Raw genomic sequence first — 20626 nt, 5'->3', positions numbered from 1 at the left:
GATTTTCTTATTTGGCAGCTACACCTTTTGTTTTTGTGATCACGGCATCAGCGATATTCTGAGGCACCTGATCATAATGAGCAAATGTCAAAGAGGCAGTTGCTCTACCTGAACTCATTGTACGAAGGTCGGTTACATAGCCGAACAATTCCGAAAGAGGAACATCTGCTTTGATTACAGACGAAGTACCTTTTGTATCCATGCCCTTCATGATACCTCTTCTTCTGTTCAAGTCACCCGTCAAAGGACCTGTGTATTCGTCAGGAGTAACTACTTCAACAGCCATTATCGGCTCAAGCAACACTGGCTTAGCCTTTCTTGCAGCCTCTCTGAAACCAATTCTTGCTGCCATCTCAAACGAGAGTGCATCTGAATCGACATCGTGGAATGACCCATGAAATAGTCTTACTTTCATAGTATCGATAGGGTAGCCAGCAAGAGGTCCGTTCTTCATCGAATCGGCAAAGCCTTTCTGAACAGCAGGAATAAATTCTCTTGGGATTACACCGCCAACAATACCGTTTACAAACTGTAGACCCTCAGCTGCGTGATCCTCATCTTTTGGCCCAAGCTCAAACACAATATCGGCGAATTTACCACGACCACCGGTTTGCTTCTTGTAAACTTCCTTGTGTTCAACAGTCGAACGAAGTGCTTCTTTGTAAGCCACCTGAGGAGCACCCTGATTAATTTCAACCTTGAATTCCCTCTTAAGACGATCAATGATAATCTCAAGGTGAAGCTCTCCCATACCTCTAAGGATTGTTTGACCTGTTTCCTCATCGGTATTTACCTGAAGAGTTGGGTCTTCCTCAATAAGTTTGGCAATAGCCATTCCCAGTTTATCAACATCTGCCTGAGTTTTAGGCTCAATAGCATAGCCGATAACCGGCTCAGGAAACACCATAGACTCAAGCACTATCTTGTGCTTCTCATCACAAAGCGTGTCGCCGGTCTTAATATCTTTGAATCCAACTACAGCTCCAATATCACCAGCATGAAGCCTTTCGATTTGGTTCTGCTTATTGGCGTGCATTTGGAATATCCTAGAAATCCTCTCTTTGTTGCCTGATCTTGTATTGTAAACATAAGAACCAGACTCAAGCATGCCTGAGTAAGACCTTACGAAACAAAGGCGGCCCACAAAAGGGTCAGTAGCAATTTTAAATGCCAGGCCTGCAAAAGGCTCAGAAACAGAAGGCTTTCTTGAAATCTCAGCATCAGTATCAGGGTTGATACCTTTGATGCTTTCTCTGTCCATCGGTGAAGGAAGAAGTTCCATCACGTAGTTAAGCATTGTTTGAACGCCCTTATTCTTGAAGGCCGATCCGCAAAGCATTGGCACGAAAGCCAGGTCTACAGTAGCAGCTCTAAGCGCCTTTACCACTTCGTCTCTTGTGATGGACTCAGGGTCTTCAAAGTACTTCTCCAACAAAGATTCGTCGTACTCAGCAACCGCCTCAAGCAGATGCTCTCTGTACTCCTTCACTTCGTCCTTCATATCTTCAGGAATAGGAACCTCGCTGAAAGTCATGCCGAAGTCATCTTCATTCCATACCATGGCGATGTTTTCAACTAAGTCAACAACGCCTTTGAATTTTTCCTCTGATCCGATAGGCAACTGTAACGGAACAGCTTTAGTACCCAATCTTTCTTTCACTTGCTTACACACTGCAAGGAAGTCGGCGCCGGAGCGATCCATTTTGTTTACGAATCCAAGACGAGCAACCTTATAGTTGTCAGCCAGGCGCCAGTTAGTTTCTGATTGAGGCTCAACGCCGTCAACAGCACTGAACAAAAACACAAGACCATCCAATACCCTCAAAGACCTGTTTACTTCCACAGTGAAATCCACGTGGCCAGGAGTATCGATAATATTAATGTGGTAATCGTTGTCCTTATATTTCCAGAAAACAGTTGTGGCAGCGGATGTAATAGTAATACCCCTCTCCTGCTCTTGCTCCATCCAGTCCATAGTGGCTGCGCCATCATGAACTTCTCCTATTTTATGGTTAACACCTGTATAAAAGAGTATACGCTCTGTTGTTGTTGTTTTACCAGCATCAATGTGAGCAGCAATACCAATGTTACGGGTGAATTTAAGATCTCTTGCCATTACGCCTTTTCAATTAAAATCTAAAGTGGGAGAAAGCTTTATTTGCATCAGCCATACGGTGCGTATCATCCTTTTTCTTCACAGCGGCGCCTTCGCCTTTGGAAGCAGCGATGATTTCGCCGGCCAATTTATCAGTCATTGTTTTTTCACCACGAGTTCTGGCGTATTTAATCAGCCATTTGATTCCCAAGGAAACCTTTCTCTCGGGACGTACCTCCAAAGGAACCTGAAAAGTAGCACCACCTACACGGCGGCTTTTTACTTCAACAGCAGGAGTTACATTGTTAAGCGCCTTTTTCCACACTTCAAGACCATCTTCGCTTGTCTTCTTACTAACGGCCTCAATGGCGTCGTAGAAAATGGAATAAGAAACGCTTTTCTTCCCGCTAAGCATTAAATTATTCACAAACTTGGTTACCAAAGTATCCCCAAACTTAGGGTCAGGGAGGATGTATCTTTTCTTAGGTTTTGCCTTTCTCATTGCGATTAATTATTTCTTTTTAGGTCTCTTAGCACCATACTTAGAACGACTCTGAAGTCTTCCTGTTACTCCAGCAGTATCAAGGGCACCTCTAACGATGTGATACCTTACACCAGGAAGGTCTTTCACCCTACCACCTCTGATAAGCACAATTGAGTGCTCCTGAAGGTTGTGACCTTCACCAGGTATGTAGGCGTTCACTTCCTTACTGTTGGTAAGACGAACCCTGGCTACTTTACGCATGGCAGAGTTTGGCTTTTTAGGAGTGGTAGTGTAAACCCTTGTGCACACGCCTCTTCTTTGAGGACATGAATCAAGAGCTGGTGACTTGGATTTCCATGTCACGGCCGTTCTACCTTTTCTTACTAATTGCTGTATAGTGGGCATTTAGACTGTATTTTTCTGTGTTCCAAAAAATGGAACGCAAAGATATGGATTTATAATTTTTAGTGCAAAGAATTGATGGCGAATAATTATTCAACTATGCTTCACCGACTGTGCCCCCAAAATTCATTGGAAACTTGGGTAACTCATTGGTTGTTTTAATTGTGCCAAAGGTATCTTCGTATTTTCGGACATTTTCCTCCAAAGCCGCCAGGAGTCGCCTGGCATGCTCTGGAGTAATGACAATTCTCGATTTAACCTTTGCCTTTGGTACACCGGGCATCAGTCTTATAAAATCAATAACGAATTCACTGTTTGAGTGAGCAATCATGGCTAGGTTAGCATATACGCCTTCAGCAATTTCTTCTGAAAGCTCTATGTTAATCTGATTAGGATTCTTTTTAGGGTCCTTTTCTTCTTTTGCCATAGCTACTTACTTGCTGATCTCGAAAGATCTTTCCTCAGTTTGTTGCTCTCTGTCTCTATCCCTTGCAGTCAGTGCCTCGTATTCTTCCTTGGAACCAACAACGTCCCTTTGGAAATTACGCCTTCCTGTACCAGCCGGAATCAGATGACCTACGATTACATTTTCCTTAAGCCCCTTCAGGTGATCGGCCTTGCCACGAATAGAGGCTTCGCTCAACACCTTGGTAGTCTCCTGGAACGAAGCAGCAGATATGAAACTTTCAGTGTCCAACGACGCCTGGGTAATTCCCTGAAGCGACGGCTTGGAAACAGCTGGTTCAGCGCTGCGCACCTCTACGATCTTAAGGTCACGCCTCTTAAGGCTGGAATTCTCATCTCTCAGCCTGCGAGAAGAAATGATTTGACCTGGCTTAAGATTCTCCGAATCACCGGCGTCCATCACTACTTTCTTGTCGAGAATATTATCGTTCTCTTCACGAAAAGCAAACTTGTCGCAAGTTTGTCCAGGTAGGAAACTAGTGTCTCCCGGATCCAGAATCACAACTTTCTGCATCATTTGGCTCACTATGGCCTCAATATGCTTATCGTTGATCTTCACACCCTGCAGACGGTATACTTCCTGTATCTCATTTACAAGGTACTCCTGAACAGCTGTAGGCCCTTTGATGGAAAGAATATCTGCAGGTGTAATAGCACCATCAGACAAGGCATCGCCAGCTCTCACAAAGTCGTTGTCCTGAACAAGGATGTGCTTGGAAAGTGAAACCAGGTAACGCTTCTTCACTCCGTCCTTAGACTCGATGTAGATTTCACGATTACCACGCTTAATACCGCCGTAAGTAACCACACCGTCGATCTCACTCACCACAGCCGGGTTGGAAGGGTTACGTGCTTCGAACAATTCTGTTACCCTTGGCAGACCACCGGTGATATCTCTTGATTTAGAAGTCATACGAGGTATCTTAGACAGGATCTGTCCAGCTTTTACCTTCTGGCCTTTGTCTACCGCCAAGTGAGCGCCTACAGGGATATTATATCCTTTCGACTCTTCTCCCTTTCCATTTACAACAATGGCAGGGTTCTTCGTCTTATCTTTTGTGTCAATAATTACTTTCTCTCTGTGACCTGTCTGCTCATCCGACTCCTCTTTGAAGGTAATTCCCTCTTCGATTGCATCGAAATCAATAGTACCATCAAACTCTGATAGAATTACTGCGTTATATGGATCCCAGAAACACAGTTCCTGTCCTTTCTCTATCTTCTCTCCATCTTTCACCTTCAGGAATGCACCGTAAGGAACGTGATTGCTGATAAATATTTTATCAGACTTCGCATCCTTTATTTTTATCTCGCCAGAACGTCCCATTACTACATTGATGCTTTCTCCTTCATCATTGGTAGTTTTAACAGAGCGTAGACCTTCGAATTCAACAATTCCGTCAAACTTCGCCCGAATGCTAGCATCTACTGCGATGTTCGATGCAGTACCACCCACGTGGAACGTACGAAGTGTAAGCTGAGTACCTGGCTCACCGATCGACTGCGCAGCAATAACACCAACAGCCTCCCCTATCTCCACCATACGGCCAGAGGCAAGGTTACGACCGTAACACTTGGCACAAGCTCCCAGGCGGGTTTCGCACGTAAGTACTGAGCGAATTTCCACCTCCTCAATGCTGGTAGCATCAATTCTGGCTGCAAGCTCCTCAGTTACTTCATCACCTGCTGAAACGATAAGTTCGTCAGTGATCGGATCAAATACATCATGTACTGTCACCCTACCAAGAATTCTCTCAGATAAAGGCTCCACTACATCTTCGTTATCTTTCAAGGCCGTAACAACGATACCTCTCAGTGTACCGCAGTCATCTTCGTTGATAACAACGTCCTGCGCTACGTCCACCAAACGACGGGTAAGATAACCCGCATCCGCCGTTTTAAGGGCGGTATCTGCAAGACCTTTTCTCGCACCGTGGGTAGAGATAAAGTACTCGATTACGTCCAGGCCTTCTTTGAAGTTAGAAAGGATCGGGTTTTCGATGATTTCACCAACAGAACCCTGAAGGTTTTTTTGAGGCTTGGCCATCAAACCACGCATACCACCCAGCTGACGAATCTGTTCACGAGATCCTCGAGCACCTGAGTGCATCATCATGTAGATCGAGTTGAATCCCTGATCGTCCTCTTCCAGTTGCTTAAGCAGTGTGCCAGTCAACTGAGAGTTAATACGAGTCCAGATGTCAATTACCTGGTTGTAACGTTCGTTATCCGTGATAAGACCCATCAGGTAGTTATTCCAAACCACGTCTACTTCCGCTTTCGCAGTTTCGATCATCGTTTCCTTCTCCTCTGGAATCTTAATATCATTCAAGCCAATAGAAAGACCACCGATATAAGCAGACTTAAATCCAAGCTCTTTGATATCATCCAGGAACTTAGCAGTTCTGGCCATACCAGTGATTTTGAACACGGTACCGATAATCAACTGAAGTTTCTTCTTGGTCAGAAGCTCATCCACATAACCCACTTCCTCGGGAACGTTCTGGTTGAAAATAACCCTTCCAGCTACTGTCTCGATGATTTTGGTTTCAAGCTCATTGTTCTCGTTAAGAACTTTCGTTCTCACTTTGATATAGGCATGCTTTGAAAGTCTGTCCTCATTGATAGCGATAATAACTTCTTCCGCATTATAGAAGGTTCTACCCTCTCCCACTACAGGATGATCCTTTGTAGATTTCCGGCCTTTGGTGATGTAATACAGACCCAATACCATGTCCTGAGAAGGTACAGCAATAGGAGCACCGTTCGCAGGGTTCATAATATTGTGAGAAGCAAGCATCAGCGTTGAAGCCTCAAGAATTGCTTCGTGGCCAAGCGGCACGTGAACGGCCATTTGGTCACCGTCAAAGTCTGCGTTGAAGGCAGTACAAACAAGAGGGTGAAGCTGGATTGCTTTTCCTTCGATCAGCTTAGGCTGGAATGCCTGGATACCTAACCGGTGCAGCGTTGGAGCACGGTTAAGCAGTACAGGATGCCCTTTCAATACGTTTTCAAGAATATCCCAAACTACAGGATCCTTACGATCAACGATTTTCTTGGCAGACTTAACAGTCTTTACAATACCTCTTTCAATCAGCTTCCTGATAATAAACGGCTTGAAAAGCTCAGCGGCCATGTCCTTAGGCAGACCACACTCATGCATTTTAAGCTCCGGTCCCACCACAATTACTGAACGACCAGAGTAGTCAACCCTTTTACCAAGAAGGTTTTGACGGAAACGGCCTTGCTTTCCTTTCAGCATGTCTGAAAGCGATTTCAAAGCTCTGTTACCATCCGAACGCACGGCGTTCACTTTTCTTGAGTTGTCAAATAATGAGTCAACCGCTTCCTGAAGCATTCTCTTCTCGTTACGAAGGATTACTTCCGGCGCTTTGATATCAATAAGTCTCTTCAGACGATTGTTTCTGATGATTACCCTTCTGTACAAGTCGTTCAAGTCAGAAGTAGCGAATCTACCACCGTCCAATGGAACCAATGGACGCAATTCAGGTGGAATAACAGGCACCATACGGATCACCATCCACTCGGGACGGTTTTCAATACGGGTACGAGCATCTCTAAATGCTTCAACCACTTTCAGCCTCTTCAAGGCTTCCGCCTTACGCTGCTGAGAAGTATCGGTTGACGCCTGATGGCGAAGATCGTATGAAAGTGAGTCAAGCTCAATTCTCGAAAGAAGCATTTCTAATCCTTCCGCACCCATCTTAGCGATGAACTTGTTAGGGTCAGAGTCGTCAAGGCTTTGGTTCTCTCTAGGAATTTTATCGAGAATATCGAGGTATTCGTCTTCCGTAAGGAAGTCGAGGTAGTTGATACCATCCTCGGCTTTCAAGCCTGGCTGAATAACTACATATCTCTCATAGTAGATGATCTGGTCAAGCTTCTTGGTTGGAAGACCAAGGAGATAACCGATCTTATTTGGAAGAGAACGGAAATACCAGATATGAGCAACAGGCACCACCAGTTCGATATGGCCCATGCGCTCACGGCGTACCTTCTTCTCTGTCACCTCTACACCGCAACGGTCACAGATAATCCCTTTATAACGTATTCTTTTATACTTACCACAGTGACATTCCCAGTCTTTTACAGGTCCGAAAATTCTTTCGCAGAAAAGACCACCCATTTCAGGCTTATAGGTTCTATAGTTGATGGTTTCAGGCTGTGTAACCTCACCATGCGAGCTCTCCAGAATCGATTCAGGAGACGCCAAACTAATAGTAACCTTAGAGAAGTCGCTTGTAATTTTCTTATTTTTTCTGAACGCCATAATGTTATTTATATATGGTTGAGGGGCCTAAGCCCCTTGGGATTTTTTAGTCAAGAGTGATTTCAAGTGCCAAACCACGGAGTTCGTGAACCAATACGTTGAATGATTCCGGAATTCCAGGCTTCTGCATGTTCTCACCTTTCACTATCGCCTCATATGCTTTGGCACGGCCAACAACATCATCGGACTTAATGGTAAGGATTTCCTGAAGGATGTTGGATGCACCGAATGCTTCAAGTGCCCAAACTTCCATTTCACCAAATCGCTGACCACCAAACTGCGCCTTACCACCAAGCGGCTGCTGGGTAATAAGAGAGTAGGGTCCGATTGAACGAGCGTGCATTTTGTCGTCAACGAGGTGACCAAGTTTCAGCACATAAATCACACCGACTGTAACAGGCTGATCGAAACGAACACCGGTAAGGCCATCGGTCAGATAAGTTCTACCGAAATCGGGCAAACCTGCTTCCTTCAACTCTGCTGCTACCTGCTCCATTGAAGCACCATCAAAGATTGGTGTGGCATACTTGCGACCCAACTTCAAACCTGCCCATCCAAGTACAGTTTCGTATATCTGACCAATGTTCATACGAGAAGGTACACCAAGCGGATTAAGAACCACGTCAACCGGATTTCCATCCTCAGTGAAAGGCATATCCTCTTCACGCACGATCTTTGCAACCACACCCTTGTTACCGTGACGGCCGGCCATTTTATCACCTACTTTCAGCTTACGTTTTTTAGCGACGTAAACCTTGGCCAGCTGAACGATGCCAGCAGGTAATTCATCACCTACCTCAAGAGTGAATCTTGCTCTCTTGAAATCACCGGCAACTTCATTCCTTGCCTTCATGTAGTTCTTGACCAACTTCACAATGTTCTCATTCACATGAGCATCGGTTGTCCAGTTATCAAGATTTACATCGGAAATCAGGTTAGCCTCCTCAGGAACGTTGTAGTTACTTTCGTCTCTATAAACGTTCTTAGGTGGGAACAGATTCTCATCGATGTTACGACCATTGAATTTCACCCCTTTGGAGATCAACTCATCGCCGAACTTATGCTTAACACCTTGCGACGTCTTGCCTTCAAGAAGCGTAGTCAGCTTCTTCACCATTCGGTTGCGAAGCTCAAGAAGCTGGTTGGAATACTTACTCTTAAGTACTTCCACTTCTTTCTTAGACTTGCTTCTAAGGTCTTTGTCCTTCTTGGGGCGAGAGAATAACTTGGTGTCAATAACAACACCTCTAAGCGATGGCGAGGCTTTCAAAGAAGCATCTTTCACATCACCAGCTTTGTCGCCGAAGATTGCTCTAAGGAGTTTCTCTTCAGGAGTTGGATCTGTTTCTCCCTTAGGTGTGATCTTACCAATAAGGATATCGCCTTCTTTTACGTCTGCACCGATCCTGATAATACCGTTCTCGTCAAGGTTTTTAACAGCCTCTTCGCTAACGTTAGGGATTTCAGAAGTAAGTTCTTCTTCACCACGTTTCGTATCTCTTACTTCAAGTTCAAACTCTTCGATGTGAATTGAAGTAAAGATATCGTCACGAACAACTTTCTCAGAAATAACGATCGCATCCTCGAAGTTGTATCCCTGCCATGGCATGAATGCCACCTGGAGGTTACGGCCAAGGGCCAATTCGCCTTGTTCAGTCGCAAACCCTTCGCAAAGTATCTGACCAGTTACCACTTTCTGCCCTTTGAAAACAATAGGCTTCAGGTTGATACATGTGTCCTGGTTAGTTCTTCTGAACTTAATAAGGTTGTATTCTACGTTTTCGTTATCGAAGCTGATTAGTTCACCTTCGTCGTCTCTATCGTATCTAACAACTATTTTCTTAGCATCTACAAAAACAACCTCGCCATTTCCTTCGGCTGTTACCAGCGTTCTTGAGTCTTTTGCAATTCTTCCCTCAAGTCCGGTACCAACGATTGGCGCCTGCGGACGAAGAAGTGGAACTGCCTGGCGCTGCATGTTCGATCCCATCAAAGCACGGTTGGCATCATCATGCTCAAGGAATGGAATCATTGACGCCGCCACAGAAACAATCTGGTTAGGAGCAATGTCCATGTACTTAAGGGTAGGCGGCTCCACAACTGGGAAGTCACCTTCAAAACGAGCCTTTACTTTATCGTTCAGATACTTACCCTTGTCATCAATTGGCGCATTGGCCTGGGCAATATAATGTGTATCTTCTTCCTCGGCGGTCAGGTAAAACACGTCGTTTCCAACGATACCACCCTCTACCATGCGGTAAGGCGTCTCGATGAATCCCATGCTGTTTACTTTCGCATGCACACACAAGGAAGAGATCAGACCGATGTTTGGCCCTTCCGGTGTTTCAATGGTACAAAGGCGACCGTAGTGTGTATAGTGTACGTCACGAACCTCGAAACCTGCACGCTCTCTTGACAAACCACCTGGCCCGAGGGCAGACATCCTCCTTTTGTGAGTGATCTCAGCAAGAGGGTTGGTTTGATCCATGAACTGCGAAAGCTGGTTGGTACCAAAGAACGAGTTGATTACTGAAGACAGCGTTCTGGCGTTGATCAAGTCAACAGGCTTGAAGTCCTCATTGTCACGCACGTTCATTCTTTCTTTGATGGTACGGGCCATACGGGCCAAACCAACAGAGAACTGGCTGTACAACTGCTCACCTACCGTTCTAACACGACGATTAGAAAGGTGGTCAATATCATCAACTACGGCTTTGGAGTTGATCAACCCGATGAGGTATTTCACAATTCTAACAATGTCCTCGGTGGTTAACACCCGAACGTCGAAAGATATGTCAAGACCTAATTTCTTGTTAATTCTATAACGGCCTACTTCACCCAGATCGTAACGCTTGTCACTGAAGAACAGGCTCTGGATAATATCCCTGGCAGTTTGTTCATCAGGCGCTTCTGTATTTCTAAGCTGACGGTAGATTTGCTCAACGGCTTCTTTTTCAGAGTTAGAATTATCCTTCTGAAGGGTGTTATATATAATAGCGTAGTCTGTTACGTTCACATCCTCCCTGTGCAGGATGATCGACTTAGTGCCAGACTCCAATATTGTGTCAAGGTCTTCCTCTCCTATGATTGAATCTCTTTCGAGGACAATCTCATTTCTGTCGATAGAAACAACCTCGCCTGTATCTTCATCCACAAAGTCCTCCGTCCAGGTACGTAGCACCCTGGCGGCCAACTTTCTGCCTACAATCTTCTTCAGGTTCTTCTGGTTGGCTTCAACTTCCTCTGACAAACCGAATAAATCCAGAATGTCCTTGTCAGTACCGTATCCAATAGCTCTCAGAAGAGTGGTTACCGGAAACTTCTTCTTCCTATCGATGTAAGAGTACATGACGTTGTTCACGTCAGTGGCAAACTCTATCCAGGAGCCTTTGAAAGGTATGATCCTTGCAGAATAAAGCTTGGTGCCATTTGTATGCTTACTTTGAGCAAAGAAAACGCCTGGTGATCTGTGAAGCTGAGAAACGATTACCCGCTCAGCACCATTGATCACGAAAGACCCCTTCTCAGTCATGTAAGGAATATTTCCAAGGAAAACCTCTTGCTCGATAGTCTCGAAGTCTTCGTTGTCTGCATCGTTGCAGGAAAGTCTTAATTTCGCTTTAAGCGGAACCGAATAAGTAAGACCTCTGTCGATACTCTCATCTACAGAATACTTTGGAGGATCTACAGTATAGTCAATGAATTCAAGAACGAAGTTCTCTCTTGAGTCAGAAATAGGGAAGTTTTCGGCGAACACTTTGAAAAGTCCCTCCTGGATTCTCTTTTCTGCGGGCGTCTCCAATTGGAAAAAGTCTTTGAAAGACTGGAGTTGCACGTCAAGAAAATCAGGATAATCTATAACTGGCTTAATGGAAGAGAAATTGATTCTTTCGGATGTCTTTTTATTAGCCAAAGCTTTAAAGATTTAGTTCTTAATAGAAGGATAAACCCTGTTGTAAATTTCTTCCTGTAGCTAAATTAGCACAAACAGGAAAAGACCTGACGCACTAGCCAGGTCTATTATCTTGGAGCCACCACCTAAAAGTGGCAAAGTAAATTATTTCAATTCTACTTCAGCTCCAGCTTCTTCCAGCTGCTTTTTAAGGGCTTCAGCCTCATCTTTAGCAACGCCTTCTTTCACTGCTTTAGGAGCACCGTCAACTAGTTCTTTAGCTTCTTTCAAGCCAAGTCCAGTAAGGTCTTTTACAAGCTTAACAACTGCAAGCTTAGCAGCTCCCGCTGACTTAAGGATAACATCAAATGAGTTTTTCTCTTCTGCAGCGGCGTCTCCACCACCTGCAGCAGCACCACCTGCAACTGCTGCTGGAGCTGCAGCAGCGGCTGGCTCAATGCCATACTCATCTTTAAGAATTGCCGCAAGTTCGTTAACTTCTTTTACAGAAAGATTAACCAGTTGCTCTGCGAATGCTTTCAAATCTGCCATTTTTGAAAATAATTAAATTGTTTCTACGTTCGTTTATGATTCTTTTTCTGACAGGGTCTTTACGATACCTGCCAGTTTGTGCTGACCACTCTGAAGAGCGCCAATCACGTTTTTGGCCGGAGATTGGAGCAATCCAATTACCTCTCCGATCAGTTCGGACTTAGACTTCAAGCTAACAAGCATATCTAAATGCTGTTCACCGATGAATAAATCCTTTTCTATGGAAGCAGCCTTTAATTTAGGTCGACTTTCTTTATCAGCTTTTTTGAAGTCTTTGATTAATTTAGCAGGAGCCTTTGCATCTTCTTTTGAGAAAAGAACGCCTGAAAATCCTTTCAAAGCTGTGTCATTGAGTGGTGAAAAATCACCCTCTAACGACTCAAGTGCCTTTCTGATAAGTGAATTCTTGATTACACGGTATTCAACCCCGCTATCGAAACACTTACCTCTGAAGTTGTTCACTTCAGCAACAGAAAGACCGGAAGCATCAGTAATATAGAAGTGACCATTATTGGAAAACTTCTCTTTCAGCTCTTCAATGAGCACTGCCTTATCTTCTCTTGTCATGATTAAATCCCTCCTATCGTATTTTTATCAATAGTGATGCCTGCACTCATGGTGCTAGAAAGGTGGATACTTTTGAAGTACGTGCCTTTAGAAGAACTTGGTTTCAGACGAGCAATAGTCTGGATCATTTCCATCGCATTGTCCCTGATCTGATCAGCTGGGAAAGACACCTTGCCAATGCTGGCGTGGATAATGCCAGTTTTGTCAACTTTAAAGTCGATTTTACCAGCTTTTACTTCTTTTACAGCTTTTCCAACATCCAAAGTAACGGTACCTGATTTAGGGTTAGGCATCAAACCACGTGGTCCCAGCACTCTTCCCAATTTACCCACTTTAGCCATCACGGTTGGCATGGTAACGATCACATCGATATCCGTCCAACCACCTTCAATTTTCTTAATATAGTCATCAAGACCAACGAAGTCGGCACCTGCGTCTTTTGCTTCCTGCTCTTTGTCAGGTGTGCAAAGCACTAATACCTTCACCTCTTTACCGATACCATGTGGCAGGGCAACAACGCCTCTTACCATTTGGTCAGCCTTACGAGGATCCACTCCAAGTCTGATGTCAAGATCAACAGAAGCATCGAACTTAGTGAAGGTAATGTCCTTCACCAGTTTAGCGGCGTCATCAACACCGTACTCCTTGCTGATATCTATTTTGGCCGCAATGGCCTTTTGATTCTTAGTAAGCTTTGCCATTTCTCTCTGATTAATTATCCCAAGGAGCAGCTCCTGTTACCCTAACACCCATGCTTCTTGCAGTACCGGCCACCATTTTCATAGCAGACTCTACGGTAAATGCGTTCAGGTCAGGCATCTTAGTTTCAGCAATTTGCTTCACCTGATCCCATGTAACTGATCCTACTTTGTCCCTGTTGGGTTCAGCAGATCCCTTTTTAACCTTTGAAGCCTCCATTATCAACACTGGCGCAGGAGGCGTCTTGATTACAAAGTCAAAAGATTTGTCGGTATAGATGGTTACTAATACCGGAAGAACCATACCTTGCTTTTCCTGCGTTCTAGCGTTAAACTGCTTGCAGAACTCCATTATGTTAAGACCCTTGCTACCTAAAGCCGGACCAATCGGGGGTGCAGGGTTGGCTTGTCCACCACGCACTTGAAGTTTCAAGTACCCGCTAATTTCTTTAGCCATTTTATTAATCCTGTTTTTCTACCTGGAAATAATTCAATTCAACTGGTGTGTTCCGGCCAAATATTTTCACCATCACGTTAAGCTTTCTTCTTTCTTCGAATACTTCCTCAACCGTTCCTGTGAAACCACTAAATGGCCCATCCATCACCTTCACTATTTCACCTACTATAAAAGGTGTATCTAATTTCTCTTCGGCCTCATCCATCTCGTCTACTTTTCCAAGTATCCGGTTCACTTCATTCTGCCTAAGAGGTACTGGTGCTTTCGTTTTGTCTCTGGAACCCAGAAACCCTATTACACCAGGGATATTCGTTATTGTGTGAAGTATTTCTCCATGAGAAAGGTCAGCAGCGATGATGATGTAACCTGGAAAAAAGTTACGCTCTCTTACACGCTTTTTACCATTACGCATTTCATATACTTTCTCGGACGGAATTAAAACCTGAGGAATAGTTTCCTCCAGATTTTGTCTGGTAATCTCAGTCTCCAGGTAGGTCTTTACTTTCTTTTCCTGCCCGCTTACCGCTCTTACCACGTACCAATTAATTTCTCCCATCCTTCACTATATTTATACTGCCTATTAAAAGGCGTTATAAAACCATTTCAAAGCGTTTTCAAACGCCAAATCTACAACACCGATGAACAAAGCAAATATTAGTGATGCCACCAACACTAGCACGGAGCTACCCTGAAGCTCAGAGTATTTAGGCCAAGTTACCTTGGTCCTCATCTCGTCATAAGACTCCTTTACGAACGCAACCAGTTTATTCATATATTCTTCCGGTTTTTATAGCACGGGTGGAGAGATTCGAACTCCCATCAACGGTTTTGGAGACCGCTATTCTACCCTTGAACTACACCCGTTTAACGAATGCAGCCCGAAAAACGGACTGCAAAGGTATGATAATGTTTTATTATATGCAAATGCGTTTCACCATTAAGATGAAACGCATTTAGCTATTTAAAAACTTAGTCAAGAATTTCAGTCACCTGACCAGAACCAACGGTTCTGCCGCCTTCTCTGATGGCGAATCTTAGACCTTTCTCAAGAGCAACCGGGTTAAGCAGTTTTACCTCGATAGTGATGTTATCACCAGGCATTACCATTTCTACGTTTGCAGGAAGAGTAATCTCACCAGTTACGTCAGTAGTTCTCAAGTAGAACTGAGGTCTGTATCTGTTGAAGAAAGGAGTGTGACGTCCACCTTCTTCTTTAGAAAGAACGTAAACTTCAGCCTTGAAGTGAGCGTGAGGCTTCACAGAACCTGGCTTACAGATGATCATACCACGACGGATTTGAGACTTCTCAATACCTCTAAGTAGCAGACCTACGTTGTCACCAGCTTCACCTCTATCCAAAATCTTACGGAACATCTCAACACCAGTGATGGTAGACTTAAGACCTTCAGCACCCATACCGATGATATCAACAGCATCACCTGTGTTGGTTACGCCTCTTTCAATTCTACCGGTGGCAACTGTACCACGACCAGTAATTGAGAACACGTCTTCAACAGGCATAAGGAAGTCTTTGTCGATCGCTCTTTCAGGAAGTGGAATGTGCTCATCCACAGCTGTCATAAGCTCTTCTACTTTAGCAACCCACTTAGCTTCACCGTTAAGTGCGCCTAGAGCCGATCCCTGAATAACAGGAATAGTATCGCCTGGGAAGTCATAGTAAGTAAGAAGCTCTCTGATTTCCATTTCAACAAGCTCAAGAAGTTCTGGATCATCTACCAAATCGACTTTGTTCATGAAAACCACAAGCGCAGGAACACCTACCTGACGAGAAAGAAGGATATGCTCTCTGGTTTGAGGCATTGGTCCGTCAGTCGCAGCAACTACGATGATCGCTCCGTCCATTTGAGCAGCACCAGTAACCATGTTCTTCACATAGTCAGCGTGACCAGGACAATCCACGTGAGCGTAGTGTCTCTTTTCAGTTTGGTACTCGATGTGCGAAGTATTGATAGTAATACCTCTTTCTTTTTCTTCTGGAGCGTTATCGATCGCTGAGAAGTCTTTAATTTCGGCCAGTCCTTTACCCGCAAGAACTGCAGAAATAGCAGCCGTCAAAGTGGTTTTACCGTGGTCAACGTGACCGATGGTGCCAATATTTACGTGCGGTTTAGAACGATCAAAGTTTGCTTTTGCCATATTTGATAATCCTCGATTTAGTTATTAATATATCAGTTAATAGATGTTCAAAATACAGAGAGCCGTTGACGGGAATTGAACCCGTGACCTCTTCCTTACCAAGGAAGTGCTCTACCTCTGAGCTACAACGGCAAAAAAGACTTTGGCTTCCACCACCAAGGCCCGACCCGCTGAGCTGCTACCTGAACCAGAAATTATCAGCGTCACAGGTATCCTAGCACTACGGTTCATAAATTAAACAAGAACATAAATGATGAATGACTCCACCTCTTATGTTCTTTGTCTAGAGCGGGCGACCAGGTTCGAACCGGCGACCTACAGCTTGGAAGGCTGTCGCTCTACCAACTGAGCTACGCCCGCATAATGTACTAAGTTTGACGTCCCTCGCTCAGAGGGCGTGCAAGTTATACAATTACACGTCCTAAACAAAGAACTTTCGCTGTGGGGGAAAGAGGATTCGAACCTCTGAAGACATAAGTCAGCAGATTTACAGTCTGCCCCAGTTGGCCGCTTTGGTATTCCCCCAAATCAAACAAAATGACTAAGAACAACCGTTAAAAAAAGGCCTGTTGAGGGCCTGTTTCTAAAAGGAAGTGCAAAATTATACGCTTTTTGGTTTTATTCAAATAATTGATTTAAAAAGTCGAAAATATTCCTGACGAACTTCAACTTCTTTAATTCCCTTCACTAGCAAGTAAGCTGTTCATAACAGCCCTGGCCCTGTGATCTTCCTCCTTTGCTGCGATTGAAGCAAGTATCTTCCTGTTTTCGGGGGTTTCCGGAATCACCAGTGTCATCGACTGGAAAGCGGCAATTCTATTATAATATTCGTTGTCGTTGGTGGCAATATAAGTGAGCACCTTGGCCGTTGACTCATCCTTGTAGAGATCTGTTAACACAACGTACTCAATATAGTACTGCAAAAACATCCAGCGATCCATGCCATGAAAGCTAAGCAAGTTCTTATTGTACCATTCAATATGTCCCTCTTTCACCTGCTGATTGTAGTAACCTGCAATAGGTGCTGCTATATTAAGGTGTGTCAAGCCAAGAAACTCCTTGAGCCAAATAGGGTCTTCCACGTAATCTTGCAGCAGCACCTCCAGGCCAGCCCCTATCACACTATAAGAAGAATCAGCAAGCGCCTTCTTCATCACCTCATCGATATCGTTCGATTGAGTTTCGCTGTAAGCACTGAAAGCTGCTGCTCTCACCAGCGAACGGCTGTCGGATGTGAGTTTTTGCACAGCCCTTGCAATGTCATTGTTAGTCAGGTGGCCCCGGCCAATCAAATTGTCCAGCGTCATCTCTCTCAAGCGTGGGGATGGGTCTGCCAATCCGAGCAAGGCAGCCTTGCCTATGGTAATGGAGTCGCCTTCCGAAAAGAGTGTTTCCAACGCCTCTCTTCGAAGGGCAAAGGAACTTCCATTAGAAAAGGCCATCAGCAACTCCTGACTTGTTTTGGGCTGATAAATTTCGGCCAGCAAAACTCTTTCCGGATCCACCTCCACCAGCGTTGGCTCCTTCGGCAGCGGCAAAGTCATGGTAATCTCAGGAGCGTCGACTAGCAATTCATGGGTTGTGCTGGTGGCACCTTCCCAAATTTGAATATCCAGAGGAAAAACAAAGAGCCCAATCGAGTCGGACACCTGCAATTGGTTGATGTTGATAGTGAGGCTATCATTGGCATAGGATGTCGATACCTCCAAAACCGGATGCCCGGGTAGTTCGAACCACTGCTCGAAGAACCATTGCAAGTCTTCTCCTGTCACAGCCTCAAAGGACTTCCGAAGGTCATCAATTTCGACTGACTGATAGGCATTTGCCTTTAAGTAATGGTTGAGTGAAGCAAAGAAAGCCTCATTCCCCGTATAGTTGCGAAGCATGTGCAGCACAAGGCCGGCCTTTGAATAGCGGTGGCTATCAAACAGGTCGTCGGGATTTTCGTAGAAATAGTTAATGATTGGGTCGACCTTGCCGTCGGCTACCTCGGCCAGGTAATTGTCTTTCTCGATCCATAAATTATAGTCCGCTTCTTCCTTTCCGTACTTGTGCTCGTTCCACATGTATTCGCTGTAATTGGCAAACCCTTCGTTGAGCGCCAGGTTGGCCCACGACTCGCAGGTGACCAGGTCGCCAAACCACTGATGAAAAAGTTCATGTGCAATGATGCCGTCCCAATGATCGTCCAGCAACTCCCTCCGGCTCACCTGGAGGTCTTCCATGAAAACGGATGCCGTTGTATTCTCCATGGCTCCAGACACATAGTCTCTAACAACAATCTGGTCGTACTTAGCCCACGGGTATGGATAATCCAACACTTGCGAAAAGTATGCAATCATTTCTGGCGTGTTTCCAAAAATATCTTTGGCATACTTTTCAAAAGCTGGCTCGACATAGTAAGACAGCTGGAGTGAATCGGCCCAATCGTCAACCTTTGCAAAGTTGCCAACGGCAATCATAGCCAGGTAAGGTGCATGTGGCTTATCAAGTTTCCAGTGGTCTTTCTTAAGGCCGTTTCCCAAATAGTCGGTCGATTGAAGCACGCCATTGGATAACGTGGTTAGCGAAGAGTCAACGGTCAGGAAAATCTCCTGAGTAAACCTTTCATTAGGCGCATCTATGGTGGGAAACCAACGGGAATTGAATTGAGTTTCCCCTTGCGTCCATAATTGCCTCGGCTTCAATGTATCAGCACCAGTCGAGTTGACAAAGAACACCCCCCGGTCGGAGGTTACTGCCTGCCCGGTCTGCGCTGCCTGCTCATATGGCTTAGCGATGTACTTTAACCTGATTGACAGCGTGTCCGATCTCTTATAGTCCTTTTCCAAATTGATGTACACAGACTCACCGTCGTACTGGAACTCCAAAGGAGCCGTGGCTGAATTCTGCACTAAATCACACCCGATTATTTCAAAGCTTTTCGCATCCAGCATCAGTTGGTTCTGAGGATAGAAGTAGGGCTTTATGGTGATATCGGCCTGGCCGATCACCCATTTGTTTCCCCAATCGAACTCCAGATCAAGCCGTGTATGCAGGATATCGAAAAACCTGGGACTGGCGGGTTGGTAGGGGGGCAAGTCTATCTCAACAATGGCCTCCTCAACACCCGCAGAGTCTGACGACGCCTGATAGGAAGACCTGCAGCCAACCATTGTCAATAATAATATACATGTGACTGAGAGCAATGCTGTTCCCGACCCAAGCTTTCCTTCTAAAGTGTTCCTGCGCATATCATCACAAAATATTATGTCGTATTTTGCCAAAAAAGAATTCATGGCGAAGGTACTTATAAAAGGTCAAAAAGAAATCGACGTTGACTACCAAACAAATGGGGAGGTCTACCTGAATGGCGACTTATTTAATCATGAGGTAGTTGAGGTGAAACCTAATCACTATCATGTAATAAAGAGTGGGAAGGCTTTTGAGGTGGAAATAGTTAGCACCGACAAGGCTTCGAAAATGGTTTCCCTGTTGGTAAACGGAAAAAAGGCAGAGGTTACTGTGAAAGATAAGATGGATATTTTACTTGAAAAACTGGGTATATCAAATACCACGGCAAAAAAAGCCAACGACCTGAAAGCGCCCATGCCCGGGCTTATCCACGAAATAAAGGTGAGCGAGGGCCAGGAGGTTCATCAGGGCGACCCCATCCTGATTCTGGAAGCGATGAAAATGGAAAATGTGCTTAAATCGCCTGGTGACGGAATTATCAAGGCTATCTCTGTTGAAAAAGGGCAAAGCGTTGAAAAAAATCAGGTACTAATTACATTTTCCTAAGGCATAGTCGAAGGCTTTCATTTATATTTGCCTGATTTAACCATTCTTTTACCCCATACAAAAGCACGGAAGACCGGCTCTATGAAATACAAACGAATATTACTAAAACTAAGCGGCGAGGCACTCATGGGTGGTCAGAAATATGGCATTGACCCCGCACAACTTGAACAATATGCCCAGGAAATAAGAAAAGTAAAGGATGAGGGCCTTGAAGTAGCCATTGTTATTGGTGGTGGTAATATCTTCCGTGGCGTACAATCATCTACTATTGGGATTGACAGGGTTCAAGGCGACTATATGGGCATGCTGGCAACAGTGATTAATGCTATGGCACTGCAAAGTGCACTTGAGGCCCATGGTATGTTTACCCGCCTTATGTCTGGGATAAAAATGGAGCAAGTTTGTGAGCCTTTTATCAGGAGAAGAGCCATCAGGCATCTGGAAAAGGGAAGGATCGTGATTTTTGGAGCGGGCATAGGCAATCCCTACTTCACAACGGACTCGACGGCCAGTTTGAGAGCCATTGAAATTGAAGCCGACGTTGTACTAAAAGGCACCCGAGTTGACGGCGTTTACTCAGCTGACCCCGAAAAAGATCCAAATGCCACCAGATACGCTCAGATTTCTTTTCAGGAAGTTTATGAAAAAGGATTGAACGTAATGGACATGACCGCCTTCACGCTATGCCAGGAAAACAACCTACCGATTATTGTATTTGATATGAACAAGCCCGGGAACCTCATTAACGTTGTGAAAGGCGAGGAAGTGGGCACTCTGATAAATTAA

General features: G+C 44.8%; 16 protein-coding genes and 4 tRNA genes. 2 read left to right on the top strand and 18 right to left on the bottom strand.

Going from position 1 to position 20626, the window contains the following annotated elements:
- Positions 1 to 7: 7 nt before the first annotated feature.
- The 18 genes from fusA to RIG68_RS10475 form a co-directional block, all read right to left on the bottom strand.
- The gene (fusA, locus tag RIG68_RS10560) at positions 8 to 2116 is read right to left on the bottom strand and encodes an elongation factor G (protein WP_151997939.1); all 2109 of its coding nucleotides are present in this window, start codon (positions 2114 to 2116) and stop codon (positions 8 to 10) included.
- 13 nt (positions 2117 to 2129) lie between these two features.
- A complete protein-coding gene (gene rpsG / locus RIG68_RS10555) occupies positions 2130 to 2597 on the bottom strand; it encodes a 30S ribosomal protein S7 (protein WP_151997938.1) in 468 nt (155 codons plus the stop codon).
- Positions 2598 to 2606: 9 nt separating this feature from the next.
- On the bottom strand, positions 2607 to 2984 hold the full coding sequence (gene rpsL, locus RIG68_RS10550) for a 30S ribosomal protein S12 (RefSeq protein ID WP_151997937.1): 378 nt from the start codon (positions 2982 to 2984) through the stop codon (positions 2607 to 2609).
- A gap of 94 nt (positions 2985 to 3078) precedes the next feature.
- Entirely contained in the window at positions 3079 to 3408 is a 330-nt protein-coding gene (locus tag RIG68_RS10545; protein WP_151997936.1) for a DUF3467 domain-containing protein, read from the bottom strand.
- A 6-nt stretch (positions 3409 to 3414) separates the two neighbouring features.
- Positions 3415 to 7737: a DNA-directed RNA polymerase subunit beta' gene (rpoC, locus tag RIG68_RS10540; RefSeq protein WP_350121932.1), complete on the bottom strand. Its 4323-nt coding sequence runs from the start codon at positions 7735 to 7737 to the stop codon at positions 3415 to 3417.
- Positions 7738 to 7783: 46 nt separating this feature from the next.
- Positions 7784 to 11650, bottom strand: coding sequence for a DNA-directed RNA polymerase subunit beta (gene rpoB / locus RIG68_RS10535; RefSeq protein WP_350121930.1), 3867 nt, complete (start codon positions 11648 to 11650; stop codon positions 7784 to 7786).
- Positions 11651 to 11794: 144 nt separating this feature from the next.
- On the bottom strand, positions 11795 to 12181 hold the full coding sequence (rplL, locus tag RIG68_RS10530) for a 50S ribosomal protein L7/L12 (RefSeq protein ID WP_339787096.1): 387 nt from the start codon (positions 12179 to 12181) through the stop codon (positions 11795 to 11797).
- A gap of 33 nt (positions 12182 to 12214) precedes the next feature.
- Positions 12215 to 12748 carry a 50S ribosomal protein L10 gene (gene rplJ, locus RIG68_RS10525; protein WP_350121928.1) on the bottom strand — a complete coding sequence of 178 codons (534 nt, stop codon included), beginning with the start codon at positions 12746 to 12748 and terminating at the stop codon, positions 12215 to 12217.
- Positions 12749 to 12750: 2 nt separating this feature from the next.
- Positions 12751 to 13449, bottom strand: coding sequence for a 50S ribosomal protein L1 (gene rplA / locus RIG68_RS10520; protein ID WP_151997931.1), 699 nt, complete (start codon positions 13447 to 13449; stop codon positions 12751 to 12753).
- Positions 13450 to 13459: 10 nt separating this feature from the next.
- The gene (gene rplK, locus RIG68_RS10515) at positions 13460 to 13903 is read right to left on the bottom strand and encodes a 50S ribosomal protein L11 (RefSeq protein WP_151997930.1); all 444 of its coding nucleotides are present in this window, start codon (positions 13901 to 13903) and stop codon (positions 13460 to 13462) included.
- Positions 13904 to 13907: 4 nt separating this feature from the next.
- Positions 13908 to 14459, bottom strand: a complete 552-nt coding sequence (gene nusG / locus RIG68_RS10510; RefSeq protein WP_151997929.1) for a transcription termination/antitermination protein NusG — start codon at positions 14457 to 14459, stop codon at positions 13908 to 13910.
- 24 nt (positions 14460 to 14483) lie between these two features.
- Positions 14484 to 14675 (bottom strand): preprotein translocase subunit SecE, encoded by a 192-nt coding sequence (gene secE / locus RIG68_RS10505; protein ID WP_151997928.1) that lies wholly within the window; start codon positions 14673 to 14675, stop codon positions 14484 to 14486.
- A gap of 21 nt (positions 14676 to 14696) precedes the next feature.
- Positions 14697 to 14767: transfer RNA gene (locus RIG68_RS10500), tRNA-Trp, on the bottom strand.
- Between the two features lie 105 nt (positions 14768 to 14872).
- Positions 14873 to 16060 carry an elongation factor Tu gene (gene tuf / locus RIG68_RS10495; protein ID WP_151997927.1) on the bottom strand — a complete coding sequence of 396 codons (1188 nt, stop codon included), beginning with the start codon at positions 16058 to 16060 and terminating at the stop codon, positions 14873 to 14875.
- A gap of 60 nt (positions 16061 to 16120) precedes the next feature.
- A tRNA-Thr gene (locus RIG68_RS10490) sits at positions 16121 to 16192 on the bottom strand.
- A 155-nt stretch (positions 16193 to 16347) separates the two neighbouring features.
- A tRNA-Gly gene (locus RIG68_RS10485) sits at positions 16348 to 16420 on the bottom strand.
- A gap of 82 nt (positions 16421 to 16502) precedes the next feature.
- A tRNA-Tyr gene (locus RIG68_RS10480) sits at positions 16503 to 16585 on the bottom strand.
- Between the two features lie 149 nt (positions 16586 to 16734).
- Positions 16735 to 19293, bottom strand: a complete 2559-nt coding sequence (locus tag RIG68_RS10475; RefSeq protein ID WP_350121926.1) for a M1 family metallopeptidase — start codon at positions 19291 to 19293, stop codon at positions 16735 to 16737.
- 43 nt (positions 19294 to 19336) lie between these two features.
- Here RIG68_RS10475 and RIG68_RS10470 point away from each other — a divergent pair, with 43 nt between their 5' ends.
- A complete protein-coding gene (locus RIG68_RS10470; protein ID WP_350121924.1) occupies positions 19337 to 19840 on the top strand; it encodes a biotin/lipoyl-containing protein in 504 nt (167 codons plus the stop codon).
- 81 nt (positions 19841 to 19921) lie between these two features.
- Positions 19922 to 20626, top strand: a complete 705-nt coding sequence (gene pyrH / locus RIG68_RS10465) for a UMP kinase (protein WP_151997924.1) — start codon at positions 19922 to 19924, stop codon at positions 20624 to 20626.

It is taken from the genome of Imperialibacter sp. (genome assembly GCF_040222385.1).
In the GTDB taxonomy this organism is placed as follows: domain Bacteria; phylum Bacteroidota; class Bacteroidia; order Cytophagales; family Cyclobacteriaceae; genus Imperialibacter.
Note: the sequence above shows the minus strand (reverse complement) of the source record. Positions and strands in the feature narration are given on the sequence as shown.

What these genes read in the sequence shown, in the direction of transcription:
- fusA (WP_151997939.1), bottom strand. Translation starts at nt 2,116, where the DNA reads ATGGCAAGAGATCTTAAATTCACCCGTAACATTGGTATTGCTGCTCAC.
- rpsG (WP_151997938.1), bottom strand. Translation starts at nt 2,597, where the DNA reads ATGAGAAAGGCAAAACCTAAGAAAAGATACATCCTCCCTGACCCTAAG.
- rpsL (WP_151997937.1), bottom strand. Translation starts at nt 2,984, where the DNA reads ATGCCCACTATACAGCAATTAGTAAGAAAAGGTAGAACGGCCGTGACA.
- RIG68_RS10545 (WP_151997936.1), bottom strand. Translation starts at nt 3,408, where the DNA reads ATGGCAAAAGAAGAAAAGGACCCTAAAAAGAATCCTAATCAGATTAAC.
- rpoC (WP_350121932.1), bottom strand. Translation starts at nt 7,737, where the DNA reads ATGGCGTTCAGAAAAAATAAGAAAATTACAAGCGACTTCTCTAAGGTT.
- rplL (WP_339787096.1), bottom strand. Translation starts at nt 12,181, where the DNA reads ATGGCAGATTTGAAAGCATTCGCAGAGCAACTGGTTAATCTTTCTGTA.
- rplJ (WP_350121928.1), bottom strand. Translation starts at nt 12,748, where the DNA reads ATGACAAGAGAAGATAAGGCAGTGCTCATTGAAGAGCTGAAAGAGAAG.
- rplA (WP_151997931.1), bottom strand. Translation starts at nt 13,449, where the DNA reads ATGGCAAAGCTTACTAAGAATCAAAAGGCCATTGCGGCCAAAATAGAT.
- rplK (WP_151997930.1), bottom strand. Translation starts at nt 13,903, where the DNA reads ATGGCTAAAGAAATTAGCGGGTACTTGAAACTTCAAGTGCGTGGTGGA.
- nusG (WP_151997929.1), bottom strand. Translation starts at nt 14,459, where the DNA reads ATGGGAGAAATTAATTGGTACGTGGTAAGAGCGGTAAGCGGGCAGGAA.
- secE (WP_151997928.1), bottom strand. Translation starts at nt 14,675, where the DNA reads ATGAATAAACTGGTTGCGTTCGTAAAGGAGTCTTATGACGAGATGAGG.
- tuf (WP_151997927.1), bottom strand. Translation starts at nt 16,060, where the DNA reads ATGGCAAAAGCAAACTTTGATCGTTCTAAACCGCACGTAAATATTGGC.
- RIG68_RS10475 (WP_350121926.1), bottom strand. Translation starts at nt 19,293, where the DNA reads ATGCGCAGGAACACTTTAGAAGGAAAGCTTGGGTCGGGAACAGCATTG.
- RIG68_RS10470 (WP_350121924.1), top strand. Translation starts at nt 19,337, where the DNA reads ATGGCGAAGGTACTTATAAAAGGTCAAAAAGAAATCGACGTTGACTAC.
- pyrH (WP_151997924.1), top strand. Translation starts at nt 19,922, where the DNA reads ATGAAATACAAACGAATATTACTAAAACTAAGCGGCGAGGCACTCATG.